At 50.7% G+C, this 20,066-nt stretch carries 19 protein-coding genes and 1 tRNA gene; 9 read left to right on the plus strand and 11 right to left on the minus strand.

Features of this window, described 5'->3' with window-relative positions; all coding sequences use genetic code 11:
* Window positions 1–467: 467 nt before the first annotated feature.
* Window positions 468–1,820, plus strand: coding sequence for a PAS domain-containing protein (locus VEI96_04045; GenBank protein ID HXX57148.1), 1,353 nt, complete (start codon window positions 468–470; stop codon window positions 1,818–1,820).
* A gap of 168 nt (window positions 1,821–1,988) precedes the next feature.
* On the opposite strand, the gene VEI96_04050 is transcribed toward VEI96_04045, so the two are convergent.
* Window positions 1,989–2,702, minus strand: coding sequence for a hypothetical protein (locus tag VEI96_04050; protein ID HXX57149.1), 714 nt, complete (start codon window positions 2,700–2,702; stop codon window positions 1,989–1,991).
* 12 nt (window positions 2,703–2,714) lie between these two features.
* On the minus strand, window positions 2,715–2,903 hold the full coding sequence (locus tag VEI96_04055) for a hypothetical protein (GenBank protein ID HXX57150.1): 189 nt from the start codon (window positions 2,901–2,903) through the stop codon (window positions 2,715–2,717).
* 401 nt (window positions 2,904–3,304) lie between these two features.
* Between VEI96_04055 and VEI96_04060 the strand changes: the two genes are divergently transcribed.
* Complete coding sequence (locus VEI96_04060; GenBank protein ID HXX57151.1) at window positions 3,305–4,066, plus strand: hypothetical protein; 762 nt, start codon at window positions 3,305–3,307, stop codon at window positions 4,064–4,066.
* Window positions 4,067–4,169: 103 nt separating this feature from the next.
* Window positions 4,170–4,245: transfer RNA gene (locus VEI96_04065), tRNA-Ala, on the plus strand.
* Window positions 4,246–4,392: 147 nt separating this feature from the next.
* Here VEI96_04065 and VEI96_04070 read toward each other — a convergent pair.
* Window positions 4,393–6,399, minus strand: a complete 2,007-nt coding sequence (locus VEI96_04070; protein ID HXX57152.1) for a tetratricopeptide repeat protein — start codon at window positions 6,397–6,399, stop codon at window positions 4,393–4,395.
* Window positions 6,400–6,599: 200 nt separating this feature from the next.
* Complete coding sequence (locus tag VEI96_04075; protein HXX57153.1) at window positions 6,600–8,441, minus strand: tetratricopeptide repeat protein; 1,842 nt, start codon at window positions 8,439–8,441, stop codon at window positions 6,600–6,602.
* A gap of 78 nt (window positions 8,442–8,519) precedes the next feature.
* Between VEI96_04075 and VEI96_04080 the strand changes: the two genes are divergently transcribed.
* Window positions 8,520–9,011 carry a hypothetical protein gene (locus VEI96_04080; GenBank protein HXX57154.1) on the plus strand — a complete coding sequence of 164 codons (492 nt, stop codon included), beginning with the start codon at window positions 8,520–8,522 and terminating at the stop codon, window positions 9,009–9,011.
* A 5-nt stretch (window positions 9,012–9,016) separates the two neighbouring features.
* Here VEI96_04080 and VEI96_04085 read toward each other — a convergent pair whose 3' ends face one another.
* On the minus strand, window positions 9,017–10,855 hold the full coding sequence (locus VEI96_04085; GenBank protein HXX57155.1) for a tetratricopeptide repeat protein: 1,839 nt from the start codon (window positions 10,853–10,855) through the stop codon (window positions 9,017–9,019).
* Window positions 10,856–11,055: 200 nt separating this feature from the next.
* Here VEI96_04085 and VEI96_04090 point away from each other — a divergent pair, with 200 nt between their 5' ends.
* The 3 genes from VEI96_04090 to speB are packed head-to-tail and all read left to right on the plus strand — an operon-like array spanning window position 11,056 to window position 13,491.
* Complete coding sequence (locus VEI96_04090) at window positions 11,056–12,087, plus strand: deoxyhypusine synthase (protein HXX57156.1); 1,032 nt, start codon at window positions 11,056–11,058, stop codon at window positions 12,085–12,087.
* A gap of 2 nt (window positions 12,088–12,089) precedes the next feature.
* Window positions 12,090–12,644 (plus strand): arginine decarboxylase, pyruvoyl-dependent, encoded by a 555-nt coding sequence (locus VEI96_04095; GenBank protein ID HXX57157.1) that lies wholly within the window; start codon window positions 12,090–12,092, stop codon window positions 12,642–12,644.
* Window positions 12,637–13,491 carry an agmatinase gene (speB, locus tag VEI96_04100; GenBank protein ID HXX57158.1) on the plus strand — a complete coding sequence of 285 codons (855 nt, stop codon included), beginning with the start codon at window positions 12,637–12,639 and terminating at the stop codon, window positions 13,489–13,491. Before VEI96_04095 ends, speB begins: the two co-directional genes overlap by 8 nt.
* 28 nt (window positions 13,492–13,519) lie before the next feature.
* Here speB and VEI96_04105 read toward each other — a convergent pair whose 3' ends face one another.
* From VEI96_04105 to VEI96_04115, 3 genes are all read right to left on the minus strand, one after another.
* Window positions 13,520–14,296 carry an RNA methyltransferase gene (locus tag VEI96_04105; GenBank protein HXX57159.1) on the minus strand — a complete coding sequence of 259 codons (777 nt, stop codon included), beginning with the start codon at window positions 14,294–14,296 and terminating at the stop codon, window positions 13,520–13,522.
* 394 nt (window positions 14,297–14,690) lie between these two features.
* On the minus strand, window positions 14,691–15,788 hold the full coding sequence (locus VEI96_04110) for an HD domain-containing phosphohydrolase (protein HXX57160.1): 1,098 nt from the start codon (window positions 15,786–15,788) through the stop codon (window positions 14,691–14,693).
* 65 nt (window positions 15,789–15,853) lie between these two features.
* On the minus strand, window positions 15,854–16,381 hold the full coding sequence (locus VEI96_04115) for a hypothetical protein (protein HXX57161.1): 528 nt from the start codon (window positions 16,379–16,381) through the stop codon (window positions 15,854–15,856).
* 275 nt (window positions 16,382–16,656) lie between these two features.
* On the opposite strand from VEI96_04115, the gene VEI96_04120 reads away from it, so the two are divergent.
* Window positions 16,657–17,574, plus strand: coding sequence for a histone deacetylase (locus VEI96_04120; protein ID HXX57162.1), 918 nt, complete (start codon window positions 16,657–16,659; stop codon window positions 17,572–17,574).
* A 27-nt stretch (window positions 17,575–17,601) separates the two neighbouring features.
* Here VEI96_04120 and VEI96_04125 read toward each other — a convergent pair whose 3' ends face one another.
* The 3 genes from VEI96_04125 to VEI96_04135 are packed head-to-tail and all read right to left on the minus strand — an operon-like array spanning window position 17,602 to window position 19,496.
* Window positions 17,602–18,351, minus strand: coding sequence for a hypothetical protein (locus VEI96_04125; protein HXX57163.1), 750 nt, complete (start codon window positions 18,349–18,351; stop codon window positions 17,602–17,604).
* Window positions 18,352–18,409: 58 nt separating this feature from the next.
* Window positions 18,410–18,790 carry a cyclophilin-like fold protein gene (locus VEI96_04130; GenBank protein HXX57164.1) on the minus strand — a complete coding sequence of 127 codons (381 nt, stop codon included), beginning with the start codon at window positions 18,788–18,790 and terminating at the stop codon, window positions 18,410–18,412.
* A gap of 19 nt (window positions 18,791–18,809) precedes the next feature.
* Complete coding sequence (locus VEI96_04135) at window positions 18,810–19,496, minus strand: SprT-like domain-containing protein (protein HXX57165.1); 687 nt, start codon at window positions 19,494–19,496, stop codon at window positions 18,810–18,812.
* Between the two features lie 187 nt (window positions 19,497–19,683).
* On the opposite strand from VEI96_04135, the gene larC reads away from it, so the two are divergent.
* Window positions 19,684–20,066 (plus strand): nickel insertion protein (gene larC, locus VEI96_04140; GenBank protein HXX57166.1); only part of this gene is annotated, 383 nt, incomplete at its 3' end.

Below are 20,066 nucleotides of genomic sequence, written 5' to 3' on the forward strand. Positions count from 1 at the left end.
AGTGGAGGCGAGCCTCGTGCACGAATTTGATGTGGCAGGTGTGACAGCGAAGGAGGGGAGCATCCATGTGGCTATCAGGGCCTCTGCGAAAAAGGAGGTAGAGATCAAAGCAAGGGTCACCGACATTGTTCAGGATGTCTCTGGTGTTAAGGCCGTTTCAGTGGACGTCGTGTAGCAGATAGCAGCGGGAGAACATATAAAATCCTTCAGCGAGAAGTTAATCCTAACGTATGGCACTCACGAACCTGACTTATCCGGGAGGCAGGGCCATGTCTTGGCGGATGATGCCGCATACAACTGTTTATGTAAATTGTGAAAATCACAGTCTCATGAAATAAAATTAATCATAATATCCTCTATTATTAGGAGCCATCTCATGTATGCTAAATGTAAAACAAGGATTACTAAGAAGTCTTTAAGTCTTCCTTAACTGGCGCCGTTTTAAGATGAATCGGAGGCATCTGCGTGTGAAACAAGGCGGTATGAGAGAGTCCAAGGGAATATCTATTCAACCGATCGGTCTTCTGCTTATTCTGATTGCGTCGATATTTGCCACATCGGCCTTTGTGAATCTCCTGTTATCGATATTCTCCCCCTTGTCGATTGATCTTAAGTTTTCGCTTCTCGATTCGGGGCTTTTGGTGGTGATACTTTTCCCGGTCGTTTATTACCTCGTATATGAGCCATTGACATCCTCTATCAAAGGGCTTGCCCGCTCAGAGGAAGCACTCCAGGAGAGCGAGGAGAAGTTTCGTTCACTCGTAGAGACGACTGATGACGCGATCTATGTGGTGAACAGAAATTGTGAATACTTGTTTATGAATGCGAGGCATCGGGGCAGGATGAATGTGCTCTTTGAGGGGGAATACAGGGGAAAGAACTTCAGCGAGTTTCATGGAGCTGAAGATTCAGCCGTATTTTCTGAAAAAGTTAACGACGTATTCAATACAGGTGAACCTTTGCAGCAGGAATTACGGAGTAAAAAGGATGGAAGATATTTTCTCCGAACCTTCAGTCCGATTAAAGGTCCGGGCAAAGAGGTAAGGGCGGTGAGTATCGTTTCAAGAGAGATCACCATGTTGAAAAAAGAGAGCGAGGCGCAACTGCGGTACAGTGCGATCTTTGAACAGTCTCCCTACGGCATAGTAATAATTGATAGAAAGGGTCATTTGATTGAATTCAATGAAACAGCACATCGTGATCTTGGATACTCAAGGTCAGAGTTCGCGAGACTGAGTATCGCTGATATTGATCCGGTCCAAACTGAAGAGGAAATACAATCGAGGATTAGTGAGGTACTCAAAAAAGGACATGCTGAATTCGACGTAAGGCATAAGACCAAAGGCGGAGACATAAGAGATGTCCAAGTCCGTACACGGGTATTGGATTTGTTCGGCGACAAGTATTTGCAAGCCATATGGCAGGACATTACAGACCGAAAGCGGGCCGAAAGGGACCTCGAGCTTTACCGGCAAATACTCGCCTCCATGGCAGAGGGGGTCTTGCTTATCCGCGTCAAAGACGGGGTAATTGTCTATACCAATCCAAAACTTGAAGAGATGTTCGGCTATGCTCAGGGTGAGCTTGCAGGACGTCATGTCTCATTGCTAAATGCCCCTACCGAAAAGAGCCCGGAAGAGACGGCTCAGACGATCATGAACGCGCTTCATCAAAATGGGGTATGGACGGGTGAGATCCTAAATATTAAAAAGGACGGCACACCGTTCTGGTGCCACGCAGTTGTTTCCACATTCGAACACGATGTGCATGGCAGCGTGTGGATTTCAATTCACCAAGATATCACTGACCGAAAGCGCTGACGCATGGCAATTCTTCGAACATGTAAAGTTTCCTCAGTTGCTTCGGACAGGGTCTGACAATGTCTTTTAAGATATGCTCACCTTGCACCTGCTCATATGGTTAAGGCGGTCGCCGCACTGGAGAAGACCTGAATAAAGGGCAGAGTAACAGCCTACTTTGCAAAGTTACTAAAGAATATCAGCCAGCTTTTTTCGGTTCGCAGTCCTTAATTTTTCATTTGGCTGGTGTATCCATTCCAGATGAAATTGATTTATAAAGTCATCATTCACAAACCGCAACAGTCTATCGTAAACCATCTTGCCGACAACGATAATTCTTTCTGGGTGTATATCACGAATTATTGGTAGGCAGTAGTTATTCAAAGAACGTTGCATGATGCTGTCATATTCATCACTGCCAGCACTTATCCTGCATAGCCCCATAATACTTGCATCAAGTAACCATATTCCCTGATTTTGCATTTGCCTCAGCAAGGCTATTTTTTGTTGGATTTTATCTTCCTGATTCGTATTGTGAGTGACACGATATTCCCCATGAACAGACTCATTAAACAAGTTCCAAAATTGCCATGTCCCATTGTTATTTATTACTGGAGGTAAGTTCACTCTATGACTTGCACCATATGACAGACAATACACAAAACGGACGTATCTATGAGGATATTCGGGAAGTTCGTTGAATTCATGTTCATATTGCGTAATTTCCCAATCCGTGTATTTATGAGATTCGGCAAGCAGGCAGATGTCTACGTGACGTGGTGGTTTCCAGAACATTCTATAGTCGTGAACAAGTTGAACGACTTCTCGATGCTCACGTTCAAAATTTAAGGGCAACTCTTGAATACTGTCGTATGTGTTATTTAATTCGTGGTCGTATGGCATCAAATTAGTAAATCATTCGTTGAAAGAAATGCTAACTTCTAGCCCCCAATGGTTGTCGCTTCTTCTTACGAGTGACTTGCTTTCAAAGGCAAGTCCTGATGATGAGCGATTAGTTTTGTTAAAAAAGTTGTTGAGTTCACCAACTTCTTCAATGTCTTTTGCAATAATACAAATTTCGTTATCATAAAATTTGATTTCCATGTTCCCTTCTTATGCTTCTCGTTCCTTTCCAATAATTTAGAGGAATACATTACACCTCCATTCCAAGAAATTATTGGGTGATTACATATATCACATTCAATAGAATCCTTATCCCGCATGATGATTTTATGCTTCGTTATTTCATATTTTGAACCGCAGACAGGGCATTCATATTTTTCAGTAGTCATACCATCCCCCTTTAGACATGATTACATATTATGGGAAATCATCCACGGCAATACAAGAAGATTTTGTCCTTTGTGGCACTATAAATATTTAATAAAGCATTAAGGGCATCCCAACCATTGATTTATGAAACCAAATGTCATATTCTTTCCTTAAATGAGCATCTTATAAGTATGGTTTAGATTGAACAATCTAATGCTTTTGGGAGGTGTGTGATGAAACCTGTATCAATTTGGAGTTACATTTGGGTTGGTACTTGTGTAAGATTTTTGCAAGATGTCCGTGAGGGGCTTTCGATTCATAAACCAGGTTTCGTTATGGACAACATTAAATACTTCTTTGATAACTTAGACTCATTGGGATTGCATGTGACAAAACGAGCTTCCAATGAATTGGAAGAAATGCGAACAACATTTAAGGCACTACCACCCGATGCAAAACTAACGAAGGAACAGGCAACTAACCTATCAAATATAATGAATAAAATAAGAAACACTTTTACTGCCGAATCCAGCGGTATTTACGCATACATTGTTACAGAGAAAAAATTTGATGTTAAGAAATTATTAGAAGCCGTTGATAAGTTGTTCACACCAGATGTCTTTGCGAATTGTCCAGACATAGCATGTTATGATTTCAGGGAGGCAGGACGTTGCATAGCTTTTGGGCTACCAACCGCATCAGCATTTCACATATTAAGAGGAACGGAAGCAGTCTTACGTCAATACTATAAAAGATTCATTCGCCCTGCAAAAGTTGATTTGACATGGGGGCAGATTTTATCAGAATTAAAAAGCAAGAAAAGCGGTAAGAAACCAGATTCTGTTTTGCTTAATAATCTTCAAAATATAAAGGATTCTTTCAGAAATCCCACGCAACACCCAGATAAAATTTATGATATCCATGAGGTTCAAGACTTGTTTAGTTTATGTATCGATGTTGTAAATAGAATGGTTGCAGTTATTGCAAAGAAATGAAATTATAACCTTCTCCTACCTTACAAAAACCAGACAATAAGCATATTTCAGAGGGCAGGTATATTGTCATAACCTCAATTAATGTGGTATTTTATAGGCAGTTGGGGCTGTAGCTCAGTTGGGAGAGCGCTTGAATGGCATTCAAGAGGTCGACGGTTCGATCCCGTTCAGCTCCACCATTAATCTTCTTAGCCTAATGTCCTTCTTTGTCTATATTCTCAAGAGCGAAAAGAGCGGCACATCTTATATCGGTCACACTGCTGATCTTACTTGTCTTCTATTCCATCGTCTGATTTATTCTGTAAGATAAGTACGGCAATAAGGTGTTATCGCCTCATCAACGTCTGTAATACCCTGCAGCCTTCTTTATCTCCTAAATCACAGGCCTTCTGAAAATCCGACAGGGCGAGTTCTCTGTTGCCCGTTTGAAGAAACATATTGCCCCGACTACCGTAGGCTTCAGCATAATTTCGGTCCAGATCTATCGCTTTATCAAAATCTTTCAAGGCCTGGTCATTTTCCCCGATGAGGTAATATGCGAGGCCCCTGTTCGCGTAGGGCCGGGGTTGGTTTGAATTAATCTCTATGGCTTTACTAAATTGTTCGATCGCCCTATCGAAGGACGCGACTTTGCCATAGACCATACCCTTGTTGTTGTATGCCTCGTAGTAACGAGGATGTAATGCGATTGCCTCATCAAAATCTGCGATCGCCCTGTCGAAGTGGCCCATTTCGCTGTATGCCATTCCCCGATTCAGGAAGGCTTCATAAGAACGGGGATTCAAATTTATTGCCGCGGTGTAGTCGGTCACTGCCATGGCAAATTGCCTTCGATAACTGAATGCTTGAGCTCTATTCCTATAGACAAAGTCGACTTTCTCGGAGCCGCCTTTCGCTATGGCATGACTCCAGAGGGTGAAGTCGTTTTCCCACAAACGCATCTGCCCGACCGCCAAATATCCTATGGTAATAAAAACGACGCATGCGGCAAATCCCATGACACCCGCAGAAAATGTCCCTTTTTTTGAGACGGCACTCTTAGCTGCTACCCGGGCCGCCAGCAGGCCGATCAAGAGAAACGGACCGATGCTCGGTAAATAGGTGTATCTGTCTGCCATCGACTGAGAACCAACTTGAATAATACCGAGAACCGGCATAAGGGTAATTACATAGTAACACCAAGCTGAAAAAAGTATTCTGTTTTTTCGGGCCGTGAGGATTCCAAAGGCCGAGATCCCGATCACAAAGATTACAGAGGAGAAATACTTTAAGGAGAGCAATGAAATTCTATCGGGGTATGCATAAAAGGGAGACAGATTCAACGGCAGGAACATATTGAGAAGGTAAGCCAAGAGGGAGTGAGCCGCCACCAATACTCTCGACTGGATCGGGACAGTCGTCATGATCTCCATCGCGTCTTTTTGCGCCGAAACGGTTAGCACCGAGGAAGCAAGGCTCAACAGAATAAACGGGAGTTTTTCGATGAACACCGCAAGAAATGACCTCATTGAGTGAATCCTATTTGAAGGATACCAATCTATGATTAGAAGGACGAACGGAAGAGATACGGCCATGGGCTTGCTCAACAGGGCGAGCGCGAAACATCCCAAAGAGAGAAAGTAGAACCCGCCGAAGCGGACGGCTCTTGCGGTATCGTTTGTCGGCGTATGGCCATTACCACTCACATATTTTAAATATGCGAAGATGCTCATCAAAAAGAATAATGCGCAGAGAAGATCTTTTCTTTCCGCAACCCATGCCACGGATTCCACATGAACGGGATGAAGTCCGAAAAGCAAACCCGTAATGCAACCGGTTATCAATATGCCTCGCTCTCTGAGCCACGGTACGGCATCTTTCCTCACCGTCGGTCTGTATAATGCGAGCAACCGAGTGGCTACCATAACCACCATCGCAGTGTTGAACGCATGTAAAATGACATTCGTGAGGTGATGTCCGACGGGATTCAATCCCCAGATTGCATAATCTAAGGCGTGGGATATCCAGGTGAGAGGATGCCAATTTGAGGCGTGAAATTTGAGGAATGCCGATCTGATTAAATCCAGATTCATCGAGCGGATCATCGGGTTATCGGTGACATAGTAGACATCATCCCATACGAGAAATTCGTTCTGCAGACTGGGGAGATACACAAGGAAGGTTATGACTGAGACCATCCCGGCAAGGAAATATTGAGAAGTTCTTGTTTTTGGGGCTGGTCCTTCTCCCGACCACTGCCTGTCAACTGACAGGAGTGAAGTTTCGGAAGAGATGTCATTGCGAGCAAGGGTGCTCTGCGGAACTTCTCTCTTCTTCCTAGAGGGCTTGCTCATCCGCCATAAAATACCACATCCCTGATAATCGAGTCATCTCACTGCTCAGCCAGCTGAAGCATTGTATGGGCTTTGCATACAAGGCGGGAGCAAATTGGGGTAACACTGGAGAAGATGCTATCTCAGGTGGTGATTGTCTAATCTGTCCTGAATACCATTGCATGTAAGAAATGGGCAAACGATCAAATGGGGTTCGGCCGCTACTTGAGGTATCGTGGTGCGTTACAGCCGAAGGAATCTCCCAATTCACAAGCCCGGTTGAAATCCGCAATGGCAGGTTGTGCCCTACCGAGTTTGAGATAGACAAGCCCGCGATTGACAAAGATCTGAGGATCATTTTGGTTCAATGTGCTGGCCTTGTTGTAATCGTCGAGAGCCCTGTCGAGCCGGCCTATCTGATCATAGGTACTGCCCCGGTTATTATAGGCGTCATAATAATATGGGTTCAGCGCAATCGCCTCATCAAAGTCAGCGAACGCCTTGTCGAGCTGACCGGCTTCGACGAGCGCGTTTGCTCTGTTAAAGTAGGCCAGGGGGATCGTTGACGGCTCCTTTTCGATCACGTAATTCCAGAAGACAAGAGAATCCCGCCATATCCTTATCTGTGCGAGAGTCAGATATGTCAGGGATATGAATGCCGTGGCGATTACGAAAAGATAGGAGAACTGAAGAAGCAGCCTCCTCTTTCTCGCGGCGCCTACCTTTATCCAACCCCATGCCGCTCCTATCCCTGCGATGGCAAAAAGGCTGATGCTCGGCAGATACAGATATCTGTCTGCCATCGATTGTGCACCTACCTGAACGATGCCGAGAACCGGGAGCAATGTTATCAGATAATAACTCCAGGCTGCGAGAAATAAAGTATTCCTCCGCGAAAGGACCAGAAAGGCGCCGGTAATCCCGACCATACCGGCGATCGCCAAGGGATACTCTACGGACGAAAGCGATACGTCTTGGGGATATGGATAATAAGGGATTAAATTTATCGGCACTACCAATTTCGAGAGATAGGTGAGGATCGATTTCGCCGCCACGAGTACCCGTGTTGACAAAGGCACAACCCTCATGAGTTCCATGGCGGCCTTCTGCGCGTGCATGGTTACTATCGATGAGAGAAGACTGAGCGTAATGAAAGGGATCTTCTCGACCAATGCAACACGGAATGACTTAAGAGACTGGATTCTCCGCAGCGGGTACCAGTCTAAAATCAGCATAACGGCGGGGAGGCTAACCGCCATCGGCTTGCTGAGCAAAGCGAGAACAAAGAAACCGAATGTAAGCAAATAGTACTTCGAGCGAAACGGGAATACCCGTGCCGAATAACCGGGGACAACTCTATCGTATTTCAGGTACATCATGATACTGAGCAGGAAGAATAGTCCGCAGAGAAGATCCTTCCTTTCAGCAACCCATGCCACTGATTCCACATGAATGGGATGAAGTCCAAAAAGTAACCCTATTACAGCCCCTGCGATAAGGATGCCCCTCTCTTTCAGGCATGAGACTGCCCCACTCTTTATTACCCTCTCCCGATGCAGCTTAAGCAATCGTACGCTTATCAGAACGACGAGAGCAGTGTTCGCAGCATGGAAAATGACATTCGTGAGGTGATGTCCGACGGGATTCAATCCCCACATGGCGTAGTCCAAGGCGTGGGACACCCACGTGAGGGGATGCCAATTGGCCTCATAGAAATCGGTAAAGGCCCATTTGATGAAATCCCAGTCAAAGGAACGAATGTGCGGATTGTTGTAGACATACGGTTTGTCATCCCAATGCTTAATGAAGTCATTATGAAGAGATGAAAGATATACGATGAACGTTATGACGGAAACGGATGATATAAGCAAAGGCAGGTGTCTGACCTTTCCTGCCTTTTCGGCCGGTCCTTCGCTCGATAATTGCCGATCATCCGGCTCATGGAAAGACTCTGAAGTCTTGTCGCCCGCGGTCCGGTAGCCCGACGCCTTTTTCTTCCTCCCCGGAAGGCTATCCATAAGTTTCACAATACCACACTCCGTATAATTGCGTCTTTCGGTCATCTCCCTTCTCTTGTTGCCTTCGCTCTGCTAATATAGTTACATGATTTCCCAAAATAATGATCTTCCCCTTCACGCACCATGAACCGGAACAAGATATGTCCTGTTTGCGGAAGCGAGTACCTCCCGCAGATAGAGAAGTGCGCCGATTGCGGCGCGGTCCTTCTCCTGCCCGAGGAGTTGAAAAAGGCGGAGGAGGAAAAGAAGAGGCTCATGGAGAGGGCCCTCGAAAGCGAGGTCGTGGTCAGGGAAGGCGATCTGAATTGGCTCAGTGAGCTATACACAGTCCTCATCGACGCCGGCATCCCCTGCGCTGTCCGTTCCGATGCAGACTGCGGGAAAGGCTGCGGCAGCAAATACCGCTTGGTCGTATCGCCGGAAGAATCCGAGCGGGCGCGGGAGCGGATCGAGGAATACTTCATGGAGATGCATCCCGAGATCCGCGCTTCCCGGGAACGCGTGAAGGAAGGCAGATGTCCGGCCTGTGGCTCTCCTGTCGGAGCAGGCGAACGCGAGTGCCCGGATTGCGGCCTGCCGCTCGTCATTGTCGAGGAAGAGGGAGAAGAAAGTTAGTTGCCTTATCTTGTCGAATACCCTGAGGACTCGAGAGATTTCAGATTATTACAAGCCGGTTGACTTCCAGAGTCACATGCTCTCCTGAAGTCTGAAATGGCCGGTGGAACTTGACCCAGTTCAAGGTACGCAAGCCCCCGGTAAAGAAAATAGAATTCTCGGCCGACGTTGCTGCCGGCACCATACTGATTCCACAGAATCGCCTGGCTGTACTGTTCAATCGCCTTATCGAATCGCCTCATCTTGGCGAAAAGGAGACCCCGACTGAAATAGACATCCGCATGGTAGGGCTCCAATGAGACTATCGTATCGTAATCAGCCAATGCCTTATCAGGTTGTCCCCTGTCAGCAAACGCCTTCCCCCTTTTGAAGTAGGCATAGGTACTGCCAACAGGTGCCTTCTCAATGACATAGGTCCAGAGATCGATGTCATTCCTCCATATACTCATCTGCTCGATAGTCAGGTATGACATGGTGACAAACAGAACGGATACTGCGACAGCACCGAGGAGACCTGAAATCAGACTCGCCTTTATCCCCGTCAGATTTACCCTTGAAAAGATCCACGCAACCGCAGATCCGACGACAAGGAATGGCCCCAGGCTTGGCAGATAGGTATACCTGTCCGCCATCGCCTGTCCCCCCACCTGAACAAGACCGAGCACCGGCAGCAAGGTCACCACATAATAGCTCCAGACCGATAACCATAGCTTGTGACGCTTCATGGTCATGAAACAGGCTGCCTGGATGCAGGCGATGATTATCAGAGGAATGGAATACTCGAAAGACGACGGTTCGATGTCACGTGGGTAAGGGTAAATCGGCATCAAATTGAGAGGAAAGACCATCTTGAGAAGATAACTGACGATGGCCTTCCCCGCTACAAGCATTCGCCAGGTCAGTGGCACATGTTCAGTCAACAGCGTCGCCCCCGCAGCCTTTTGTGCAAGGAGAGTCACTATCGATGAAAGAAGGGAAAGCGCAACGAAGGGGAGTTTCTGAAAAAGGGCTATTCCGAATGTCTTTCCGGACTCTATTCTCCTGAAAGGATACCAATCGAGAATCAGCAAGACTGCCGGAAGGCTGACCGCCATCGGTTTGCTCAAGAGTGCCGGGATGAAGAAACCAAGGGCAGAGAGGTATTTCCCAGAAAGAAAAGGAGTGGCGATACCGCCGCGCGGCTCCTTCGAGCTCACATATCTCGTATACATCAGGAGACTGAGCAGGAAGAAGAGGCCACAGAGGAGATCCTTCCGCTCGGCGACCCACGCCACCGATTCCACATGGAGAGGGTGGATGCCGAACAATAAGCCGGTTACCCCTGCGATTATCAACGCCCCCCGGTCTGTGAAACCCAGGGTCGAGTCCTTTGACTTCGCCGTCTCCCGATACGCCTTCACAAGCTTCGTCACGAGAACTACCACGAGAAATGTGTTTGCCGCGTGCAAGAGGTTATTCGTGAGATGATGACCCAGAGGGTTCAGCCCCCAAACCGTGTAATCGAGGGCATGCGAAATCCACGTGAGAGGATGCCAGTTGGCAGCGCGGAACTCGAGAAATGCCGACTTGATCAGGGCGAAATCGAATGAACGGATAATTGGATTATTCGTGATATACTCATCATCGTCCCATGAGAGGAGGTCATTCTTCAGACAAAAGAGGTACATGAGAAAGGTCACAAGGGAAACAGCCGCCGCAACCAAATAAGGAGTATTTCTCTCTCCGCCGAGGAATCTTTCTCCCGATGACCGCCTCTTACCCGCTTTGCCTGACGATTCAATAGGGGTATCGCCGCTGTTCTGACGCCCTGATGCTCTTCCTTCTTTCCCCGGAGGCTTACCCATGAGTTCATAAGATATCATACCCTGGACAATCGCGTCTCTCCCCGTTCAGAGAGTCCGGTATCCGACAACCGGGGTGTTTCCCTAAAGCGGGCTTTTGTGATAGAGTTAACGTATGCGAATTCCGGAGGAGAAGAGAACGGTGGGTCGCTGTCATCTCCTTCGGCCGTGCCGGCTCCTGAGAAGCACGGGGGAAGAGAAGGATGAGCAAGAAGAAGCTTCTGAAAAAGACCGTCGCCCATATAGATATTAAGGCGTTCGACGCGACTCCCGTCATTGCGCAGTTCGAAAACACCGCCTTTCAGGCGAAGAATCTCTCGCGCGCCTGTGAAATCTACGAGAAGATGCTGAAGGACAGGGACTGTGCGGTGATACTCTGCCTTTCCGGTTCGCTCTTCAGCGCCGGGCTGAAGAAGATCGTCCATGACATGGTCGAGAACAACATGGTTGATGCCATCATATCGACGGGTGCGATCATCGTTGATCAGGATTTCTTCGAGGCCATCGGATTCAGGCACTACCAGGGATCCCCCCGCAGCAACGACGACGAGCTCTTCAAGCTGGGCATCGACAGGATATACGATACCTTTATCGACGAGGACGAGTTGAGGGAATGTGACCTGACCGTCAAGAGGATAGCCGACGGACTCCCGCCGCAGGCATACTCGTCGCGGGAGTTCATAGCCTTCATGGGGAAATTCCTCGACACCCGACGCAAGGGCGATGGTTCCGTTGTCTGGGCGGCGTTCAAAAAGCAGGTGCCGATATTCGTTCCGGCCTTTTCTGATTCGAGCGCCGGGTTCGGACTCGTGCTTCATCAGTGGGAAAGAAAGAATGAGCCGAAGGTGGCGATCGATTCTGTGAAAGACTTCCTGGAGCTGACGAAGATCAAGATCGCCTCGAAGAGTACGGGGCTGCTCATGATCGGCGGCGGCGTACCGAAGAACTTCGCCCAGGATGTGACGGTCTCGGCCGAGATCCTGGGGAAAGAATCAGGCATGCATAAATACGCCGTTCAGATTACCGTTGCCGATGAAAGGGACGGGGGCCTCTCCGGTTCGACCCTGAAAGAGGCACATTCGTGGGGGAAGGTCGACGACGTCTATGAACAGATGGTCTTCTCGGAGGCGACACTCGCCTTTCCGCTCCTCGCGAGCTACGCTTACCACAAGGGAAGCTGGAAGAAACGCGGCGCACGAAGGCTGAACCGGCTGTTCGCGGAGGAAGGCCTGTGACAATGACCCCGAGGAAGGCTTTCCTGACGAAGGGAGTCGGCGTTCACAAGGACAAGCTCTCTTCCTTTGAGGTCGCGCTGAGGAATGCGGGGATCGAGAAATGCAATCTCGTTTATGTCTCGAGCATCCTCCCGCCCCACTGTAAAATCATACCGAAGGGTCGGGGCCTCAAACTCCTCTTGCCGGGGCAGGTGACCTTCTGCGTCATGGCGAGGAACGAAACGAATGAGCCGAACAGGCTCATATCAGCAGCGGTCGGCGTTGCGATGCCGAAGGACCGCGTCAACTACGGGTACCTTTCGGAGCACCATGCGTTCGGGGAGACGTCAAAGATATCCGGAGATTATGCCGAAGATCTTGCGGCGACGATGCTCGCGACGACGCTCGGCATCTCCTTCGATCCGAACCGGGCCTGGAACGCCAGGAAAAAAGACTACCGGGCGAGCGGCCATATCTTCAAGACAACCCATATCTGTCAGTCGGCGGAGGGTGACAAGAATGGGCTCTGGACGACGGTCGTAGCAGCAACGGTCTTCATCATCGATCAGGATGTCTGAAGAGCCTCCCTTCAACTTTTGCGGCCTCGCTGACGAATTTACCACGATCGGAAATTCAGCTATTGTCATGCTGCCCGTGCCCTTTGATGAAACGAGCACCTGGATCAAGGGAGCGGACAAGGGCCCAGACGCGATCATCGAAGCCTCCCGTCACCTCGAACTCTATGACAGGGAAACCGATACCGAGGTATACCGGAAGGGCATCTTCACGGACCGGGCGATCGTGACGGCAGGCTCTGAACCGATGATCGAAGAGGTCTTCCGGAGAACATCCGAACTGCTTCAGCAGGAGAAATTTGTTGTCACGGTCGGAGGCGAACATTCGATCTCGATAGGCGCGGTTAGGGCTCACGCGGCCCTTCATGAGAAGATGGCGGTCCTGCACCTCGATGCACACGCTGATCTGCGGGATACGTATGAAGGTTCCCGATACAATCATGCCTGTACGGTCGCACGCATACAGGAGACGGTGGAGACGGTGATATCCGTGGGAATACGGAGCATGGACTCCTCAGAGCGCACGAAGCTTGATGAAAAGAGAGTCTTCTATGCGGACTATATCCACGGAGCAAATGGCTGGATTGGAGAGGTGCTTGCGGTTCTTCCCCGGCGCGTCTACGTGACGATCGACCTTGACGTGTTCGACCCGGGGATCATGCCGTCCACCGGAACGCCGGAGCCGGGCGGGCTCGACTGGTATCAGGTCCTGAGACTCTTAAGGACTGTGTCCCAGGAAAAGGTCATTACCGGGTTCGATGTGGTCGAACTCTGCCCATCGGCAGACAGGGCCCCGGATTTTCTTGCCGCCAAGCTCATCTACAAGTTGTTGAGCTATTCGTTCGCTTGACAGGCCTGTTTCGTCCGCTCCTTGCGTGTCATTGCCTGCCTACCTTCTTCCCGATCTGATAGCAGAGACCGCGGAGCGTCTTTAGCTCCCAGTCCGTGAGCCCTGCCCTGCCGATGAAATGCTTCAGATTCGCCATGGTCCTTTTCCTTATGTTTCTGTCACCCCTCGGGATATATTCAAGCAATTCGAGCGTCACGGAAATGCTCTCATAGAGATCCGCGATCTCTCCGTGTCCTTGCAGGCCGGGCGGGGCGGCGGTCCCCTGAGGGATGATGTGGGAACCCCGGCCGCCTCCCGCCTCTGGCCCGCCCGGCTCCGCGAGGAAAAGCTCGTAGGCGATGATCAGCACCGCATGGGAGAGGTTGAGAGAGGGCTGGAGCCTGCTGCTCGGTATCGTGAGCATGAATCCGCATTCCTCCACTTCCTCGTTCGAGAGCCCCCGCGCCTCCCTGCCGAAGAGGATCGCCACCTTGTTGTTGACCGCCATGCGGAAAATCTTTGATGCCCCCTCACCTGCGGGCATGATTACCCCACGGCTCTTTCCCCTTCGCCGAGTCGTCCCGACGACGATTGCCTTGTCCTTTATCGCATCAGCGACGCTCGGATAGATCACAGCCGAGTCGAGAACATCGTGGGCGTTTCTCGCGAACCACGACCCTTCAGTGGTCATCTCGGGAGGAGGACTCACGAGACAGAGGTTCCGGAAACCCATATTCTTTATTGCCCTGGCAGAGGCGCCAATGTTGCCCGGTTCCTTCGGTTCTACAAGAACGAAATAGACGTTATCCTGCCATGCCTTCATCATCTGCAATACCGATCAGCCATGCGCTCTTCAGGGGCTCCGGGGAAAATAGATTCTCAGGGAATTACATCCGAAATCATCCCCCAGGTCACAGGCCTTTCTTAGATCGGAGAGGGCGAGTCGAATCTGACCGATCTGAAGATAGAGGAGACCCCGATTGACGGGAAGCATTGCGCGGTGACGCTCCCCTCTTTCTTTTCGACGACCCAGCCACGGATTCTAAAATACCACAGATCTCGTCATCGCGTCACTGCTTCTCTCTTTCGGGTTTCCGTCCGCTGTCGGGCCCGCTGGGCTCGGGAATTATCTCGCATGGAATCTTTAACGGGAGGATGGCGGGGTCTGTATGGTCGGGGTTTAATCCGACCTGCGCGGGCCAGCGAGGAACGGACGGGAGCTATCGTCGGGATGAATGTTTGTCCTGATGCGCCGTAAATACCTCGTCGAAAAATGGCGCCATCAAGATAAATGCCTTGAAAACGTCGGGATCGAAGTGTTCCGGGCTTGTCCGTCCATCCCCCTCTGTTATCACCCTGAAAGCATCCCCGTGATTCAGGGGAAGTTTATACGGCCTCTTGGACCTCAGTGCATCATACTCGTCAGCGAGCCTGACTATGCGGCCTTCCACCGGTATCGTGACCCCCTTCAATCCCCTCGGATACCCTTCACCGCACCAGCTTTCATGATGGTTTAACGCGATCGACTCAGCCATCTGGAGCGTCTTGTCCGCTGAACCGCTCAGCATTTTAGCGCCTATCGTGGTATGCCTCTTTATGATCTCGAACTCCTCCTCCGTGAGCAGGCCAGGCTTCAGGAGGATATTGTCGGGTATCCCTATCTTTCCGATATCGTGGAGAGAACTTGCGAGTCCGATTTTTTCGACGAAATCCCGATACATACCCATGGCCTCGGCTATCTTGGCCGAATAGAGGCCGATTCGTGAAACATGGGCTCCCGTTGCGCTATCCCGGAATTCGGCAATTGCGGACAGACGTTCTATGATCTCGACACTCAGACTACTCGCCATCGTCGCCGTCTCGGCCAATTCCCGGGTCCTTCGCAGCACGGTATCTTCAAGCATGACCCGGTAATCCTTTTCAGCCTCAGCCATCCGGTGGTACTTGAGCGCCTTCTCGACGGCGCGGATAAGATAATCCGTCTTGAATGGCTTCAGGAGAAAACTGAAGGCCCCTTTGTTTATCGCCTCGATCGCCGTATCCACTTCCGCGTATCCGGTCATTAAGATGACCGGTATCTCGGGGTTGATGTCATGGATCCGTTCAATGAGTCCAAGGCCGGAAACACCGGGCATCCGGATATCGCTCAATACAGCAACAACCGCGTTACGCTGCAAGAGGGCCAGCGCCTCTCCCGCGTTCTTGGAACAGATGACAGGATAATGAAATGCCATGAGCGCCGACGAGATAAAGTCGAGAACTGAGGGGTCGTCGTCGACGATGAGAATGTTTCCTTCTATTTCTCCTGTTTCACTCATCTATGAACCTTCGGCATCGAAACGCCACAAGATTACAAATGATCACGTGTTCTTGAAGAGAGACGTCATTTCTTGACCGTCTGTGCCTTTACCGTGACATGCGTTATAGCACCTCCTCCGCTTCCGTCGCATCCGACCAGTTTAACGGCGAGAGGCTTACCGATGAATTTTCCGGGCTGGATCGTCTCCGCGACGTCCAGGTCAAGCCAAAAGATACCGCTTATCGTACAGAAGGTTATGTCCGCGGGACACTGCTGCGACAGGGAGAAATGGGTCAGCTCTCTTGAAGGTTCCATAAACATACCGTTCACTGAGGGTCGGGCGGTGATGCGTGCGGGGCCAGTGACAGGGGCGATCTGTTTCTCGAAGAGCATCATGACTTCCACCGCGAGCACACTTCCGGCGTTCCCTTCCTTAATGGTGGCCGTCAGCAAGGTTCCTTCTCCGCCGCGACAATTCGGAATCGTGACACCGGGCCTCGACGCGAAGACCGAATTCATCCCGGGTGAGGTGTCCCATTCGGCAGAGAGCGGCAGCACCCCTTGAATGAGGAAACAAACAACTATAATGAAGCGGACAATGGATGAGCCCATGGCATGAACCCCCTCATGTCGGTTTTCTCGCGACTGTCCTTCCGGTCACGGTATCCTCCATTCAATGATAGTATGATTTCCCTTCCACCGCAAGCAAACGCAATCCCTCACTATTTTATACAAGCCGAGGCAACCTATCAAGTAATGCCGCAGCGCCGAAAGACAGAAGGCCGCACTTCTTCAGCTTATATGACTTCAGATCTCTTCTGCCGGCATGCTCTTCCTTATTCTCTTTGCTTCTCCAAAAGGGCGCCTTTTTTGTATAATGAGAATCTATGGACCGCGTCGGATTTGTCTATGATGACATTTTGCTGAAGCACGAACCCCCGCCGTGGCACCCAGAAAAGAAAGACCGGCTCATCCGCATCCTGAGGGCACTGAAAGCCTCAAACCTATGGGATCGCATCGTTCCGATAAAACCGCGCAAGGCCAGCTACGACGACCTTGCCCTCGTGCATACCCCCGGGTATATCGAGAAGATGAAGACCTTTACGGGAGAATGTCTGGATATGGATACCTTTGTTTCAGAAGGCAGTCTGGAGGCCGCGCTCTATGCTGCGGGCTCCGTCATCGAGGCCGTAGAGAGGTGCAGGGCTGGTGATATCGAGAGGGCCTTCTGCGCTGTCCGGCCTCCCGGACATCATGCCGAGGCAGACGAGGCGATGGGCTTCTGCATCTTCAACAACATCGCCGTCGGCGCTCGGCACGCTCAGCGGGCCGGTTTTGAGAAGGTCTTCATCGTCGACTTCGACGCCCACCACGGAAACGGGACACAGCATATCTTTGAAGAGAGCGATTCGGTCTTTTTTTTCAGCACCCATCAATACCCGTACTATCCGGAAACCGGGAAGGACTCGGAACGGGGGAAAGGCAGGGGCGAGGGATATACCTACAACATCCCGATACTGAAGGGTTCGGGGAATAAGGACTACCTCTATGTTTACCAGGACATCCTCCCCGGGCTCATCAGGAGGTTCGCGCCAGATATCGTTCTCGTCTCGGCGGGCTATGACATCCATGCGCGCGACCCCCACGCTGACATTCGGGTTACCGATGAGGGCATCAGAGGCATTGTGCGGAGCATCCTCACTTCCTCATCGGGCCCTGTCGTTTTCACCCTTGAGGGCGGCTATGACCTTTCCGCTCTTGAAGAGTCTGTGAAGATCACCATCGAAGAGATGCAGAAGAACTAAGGAAGCACCGGTTTTGTCGCCCGGGCATTACCTCCCGAGCCGCGAGAAGAAGAGCCCCAGATATCTATTCAGGAAATTTGACCTGCCGAGGAAAGGCACCACCGGTCTCCTCCTCGTGCCGAGGCTTTTCAGTATCCCGCGGAGTTCGCCGTTGTCCCCGTCCGTATGGAGACCCCTGTTGAAAACCCTGATCGCTTCTTTCTTATTGCCCGCAGCGATATAGGCCCTACCGAGGTTGAGGTAGAGGAAGGGGTAGAAGAATTCTTCACCGAAAGGCACTTGTCCCTTCAGCGACTCTATCGCCCTTTTACAAGTCTGAATTCCTTCTTTGTAGTGCTTGTTCACCATCACGTCGAGGTAGCCGTAATAGGAGAGGAGAAATGGGTCATCAGGGTGATAGCGCAGTCCGTCATCAAGTACGAGGAGTGCATTCCCCTCTTTCTTCTTGCCGATCAGGCCCCTCACCTCTTCCAGGTACTCAACGGCTGTCCTCTCTTTCGCCGCCTTTTCGGCCATCAAGCTCCTGAAGGCCATCTGATGTTGTTTCTCCATGAGCTGCCGGATCCGCTCATCCCGGTCAGGAAAGACGGCGACATCTCCGCAGTCTGTTTCTTTCGAGTAGATTATCCGACCCTTCAGGTAGACCCTCGTCATGAGAAGTGGATTCTTGACCCCGCCGTCCTCCGTCTGGATGAAATACTTCTCCCCGCCGATCTCTATCTCGGAATTGAATTCTCCGCCGCGGGAGGATTTGATCCTGAGGGGTTCCTCGCTCATGCTGCTTCTTATCATAGCAGAAAAGGTTACCGATTTCTTCCAGGGGGTACCTGACCGGCTACTGCTGAGTCCTTTCCATCCTTATCTTTCCTGAACCCTTTGCCCGAGTGAGAACTGCCGGATCGCCCTGAATGGTCCCGACGATGTTCACAGCGCTTGCCGGCACGGGCTCTTTCCCCCTGCTCATCGGGGTCGGACCGAAGAATATCGCGAGGGCATTCCCGGGAGGCCAGAAACCGATATCCCCTGCCTTAACCCTCCTTGTCGCTGTCTCATCAAGGTCCATCCGGAGCGGGATCTCAAAATAGAACTCGTCGCCCCATTCGTTCGGCACCGCTTCGATCGGAAGGAGGGCGGCGATAGCCTTCGCACAATCCGTATCTGCAAGTTCGCCTCTCAGGCAAACTCCGGCGAGGATTATCTCGATTTTCGTCGGCATCCCCTATCTCCCGTCATCGTCAGAATCTTTCCTTTTCCCAGGCCACAGCCCTATCATAGTGTCTGAACATCCTCTCCCGCCTCCTGAACTCCCTGGAGTGGACCGATCTTCTCTTCCCTTTCTCGGTCTTCTCCGTATCCGCATGAACCATCTCGTGGTAGACAACGAACTCGATATAATAACGGGGAACGTGTCTCCTGTCGAGAAGGGGGCTTATACGGATGGTATTCGTACGGCAATTGTAACTTCCGAGGGTCCTTTTTTTCGCAGCGTAACGGGGGCTTTTCAGTCCCCAGGTTATCGGGCAGCATATCCTCCCGCCGAAATACTCGTTGTTTATTCCATGCCAGATCTCGTTGAGGTCATGGTATCTGCCCTGTGTCTTGATTTCCGTCTTCCTCGGTTGTCTCGTGGGCAGCAGGTTTCTGTTCTGTCTCACGAATCGATTCAGATGAGGAGTCTTTCTCTTCCGGTGTCTGATGAAATCGGCTATCTCATCGATGACAATGCCGTCTGCATCGAGGAATATCCGGTGAAGCCTGACGAAAAGCATTCCGCCTTTTGTCCTTACCGAGAGCATGCTCGAAGAGTTATCGGTAATCACCAGTGAAACGGGTTTCCCGGCGGTCATGGAGAAATACTCTCTGAGAGATTCCCGCCCGTAGCCCAGAGGCAGGCGGAGCTGCTCGCTCCCGTTCGGCTTCATCCGGGAGCCCCAGACAGGGGCTTGCCGGATTTCACGTTTCTATCCACGGAATAATCTTACATCCCTTCCCGGGATTTGACAACAGGAGCCAGATAGCGTCATCTCTCCCCGAGAGGTCCGTGTCCACTCCGTCCGTTTTGATGATTCTGGATGAAACGGACGATCTTTTGTATTATAGGGAATGCAGATGAAGATACGGACGGTGGCCTATTTTGACTGTTCGGCAGGGATAAGCGGCGACATGTGCCTCGGTGCCCTCATCGATGCCGGCGTGACCGTGAGAGATATTGAGGAGGGGCTGAAAAGTATTCCCCTAAAGGGGTACCGCCTTGCGGCACGGAGGGTGAAGAGGGCAGGGATCGGCGCTACGAAGGCTGACGTTATCATCAGCGGTTCATCGAGCGGCGAACACGCCGGTAGGAAATGGGAAGACATTAAAGAGATAATCGGCAAATCATCTCTCCCCGTCTCGGTGAAGAGGAGGGGGCTCGCGATCATGAGGAGACTCTTCGTTGCAGAGGGAAAAGTCCACCGTAAGGCATACACGAGGACGCATCTTCACGAACTCGG

This window comes from Thermodesulfovibrionales bacterium, assembly GCA_035622735.1.
GTDB lineage: Bacteria > Nitrospirota > Thermodesulfovibrionia > Thermodesulfovibrionales > UBA9159 > DASPUT01.

Bases quoted from the DNA above. Each gene is read 5' to 3' on its own strand.
- VEI96_04115 (HXX57161.1), bottom strand. From the start codon at position 16,381: ATGGGCTCATCCATTGTCCGCTTCATTATAGTTGTTTGTTTCCTCATT.
- VEI96_04055 (HXX57150.1), bottom strand. From the start codon at position 2,903: ATGGAAATCAAATTTTATGATAACGAAATTTGTATTATTGCAAAAGAC.
- VEI96_04070 (HXX57152.1), bottom strand. From the start codon at position 6,399: ATGAGCAAGCCCTCTAGGAAGAAGAGAGAAGTTCCGCAGAGCACCCTT.
- VEI96_04080 (HXX57154.1), top strand. From the start codon at position 8,520: ATGAACCGGAACAAGATATGTCCTGTTTGCGGAAGCGAGTACCTCCCG.
- VEI96_04050 (HXX57149.1), bottom strand. From the start codon at position 2,702: ATGCCATACGACCACGAATTAAATAACACATACGACAGTATTCAAGAG.
- speB (HXX57158.1), top strand. From the start codon at position 12,637: ATGTCTGAAGAGCCTCCCTTCAACTTTTGCGGCCTCGCTGACGAATTT.
- VEI96_04135 (HXX57165.1), bottom strand. From the start codon at position 19,496: ATGAAGCCGAACGGGAGCGAGCAGCTCCGCCTGCCTCTGGGCTACGGG.
- VEI96_04110 (HXX57160.1), bottom strand. From the start codon at position 15,788: ATGAGTGAAACAGGAGAAATAGAAGGAAACATTCTCATCGTCGACGAC.
- VEI96_04125 (HXX57163.1), bottom strand. From the start codon at position 18,351: ATGAGCGAGGAACCCCTCAGGATCAAATCCTCCCGCGGCGGAGAATTC.
- VEI96_04075 (HXX57153.1), bottom strand. From the start codon at position 8,441: ATGACCGAAAGACGCAATTATACGGAGTGTGGTATTGTGAAACTTATG.
- VEI96_04130 (HXX57164.1), bottom strand. From the start codon at position 18,790: ATGCCGACGAAAATCGAGATAATCCTCGCCGGAGTTTGCCTGAGAGGC.
- VEI96_04105 (HXX57159.1), bottom strand. From the start codon at position 14,296: ATGATGAAGGCATGGCAGGATAACGTCTATTTCGTTCTTGTAGAACCG.
- VEI96_04085 (HXX57155.1), bottom strand. From the start codon at position 10,855: ATGGGTAAGCCTCCGGGGAAAGAAGGAAGAGCATCAGGGCGTCAGAAC.
- VEI96_04120 (HXX57162.1), top strand. From the start codon at position 16,657: ATGGACCGCGTCGGATTTGTCTATGATGACATTTTGCTGAAGCACGAA.
- VEI96_04060 (HXX57151.1), top strand. From the start codon at position 3,305: ATGAAACCTGTATCAATTTGGAGTTACATTTGGGTTGGTACTTGTGTA.
- VEI96_04095 (HXX57157.1), top strand. From the start codon at position 12,090: ATGACCCCGAGGAAGGCTTTCCTGACGAAGGGAGTCGGCGTTCACAAG.
- VEI96_04090 (HXX57156.1), top strand. From the start codon at position 11,056: ATGAGCAAGAAGAAGCTTCTGAAAAAGACCGTCGCCCATATAGATATT.